The sequence below is a fragment of the Streptomyces minutiscleroticus genome (genome assembly GCF_014650875.1).
Classification (GTDB): Bacteria; Actinomycetota; Actinomycetes; order Streptomycetales; family Streptomycetaceae; genus Streptomyces; species Streptomyces minutiscleroticus.
The window spans coordinates 1-716 of record NZ_BMVU01000234.1 but is presented as its reverse complement, the minus strand read 5'-3'; the positions used below and the strand labels follow the sequence as shown (position 1 = coordinate 716).

At 71.9% G+C, this 716-nt stretch carries 1 protein-coding gene; it reads right to left on the bottom strand.

From position 1 onward, the window contains the following. On the bottom strand, positions 1–716 hold a 716-nt coding region (locus IE271_RS41205; protein WP_190195516.1), incomplete at both ends, for an acyltransferase domain-containing protein.

Below are 716 nucleotides of genomic sequence, written 5' to 3'. Positions count from 1 at the left end.
TACCAGTACCCCGCGTCCAGCTCCGGACCCTCCAGCCACCGACCCTCCACCGAGGAACGGAAGGGAACGGCCGCGCGCTGCGGCCGGATCCCGGCCAGCAGCCGCCCCAGCTCCTCCTCGATGGCCTCCACGTGCGAGGTGTGCGAGGCGTAGTCCACCGGGATACGGCGCACCCGAACCTCGTCCGCCTCCCAGACGGCGACCAGCTCGTCCAGCCCGCCCGGATCCCCGGCGACCACCACCGACGACGGCCCGTTGACGGCGGCCACCTCCACCCCCGCCGGCAACACCCCGGCCACACGCTCCAACGGCAGGGCCACCGACACCATGCCGCCCCGCCCCGCCAGGCCACGGGCGATGGCCTGCGACCGCAACGCCACCACCGCCGCCGCATCCTCAAGACTGAGAATCCCTGCCACATGCGCCGCCGCGATCTCGCCCTGCGAGTGACCCACCACCGCGTCCGGCCGCACACCCACCCACTCCCACAACCGCGCCAAACCCACCATCACCGCGAACGACACCGGCTGCACCACATCGACCCGCTCCAACGACGCAGCACCCTCCACCTGCCGCACCACATCCACCAACGACCAGTCCACATACGGCGCCAACGCATCCGCCACCTCGGCCACCGCCCGCGCGAACACCGGCGACTCATCCAGCAACCGACGCCCCATACCCACCCACTGCGCCCCCTGACCCGGGAACACGAA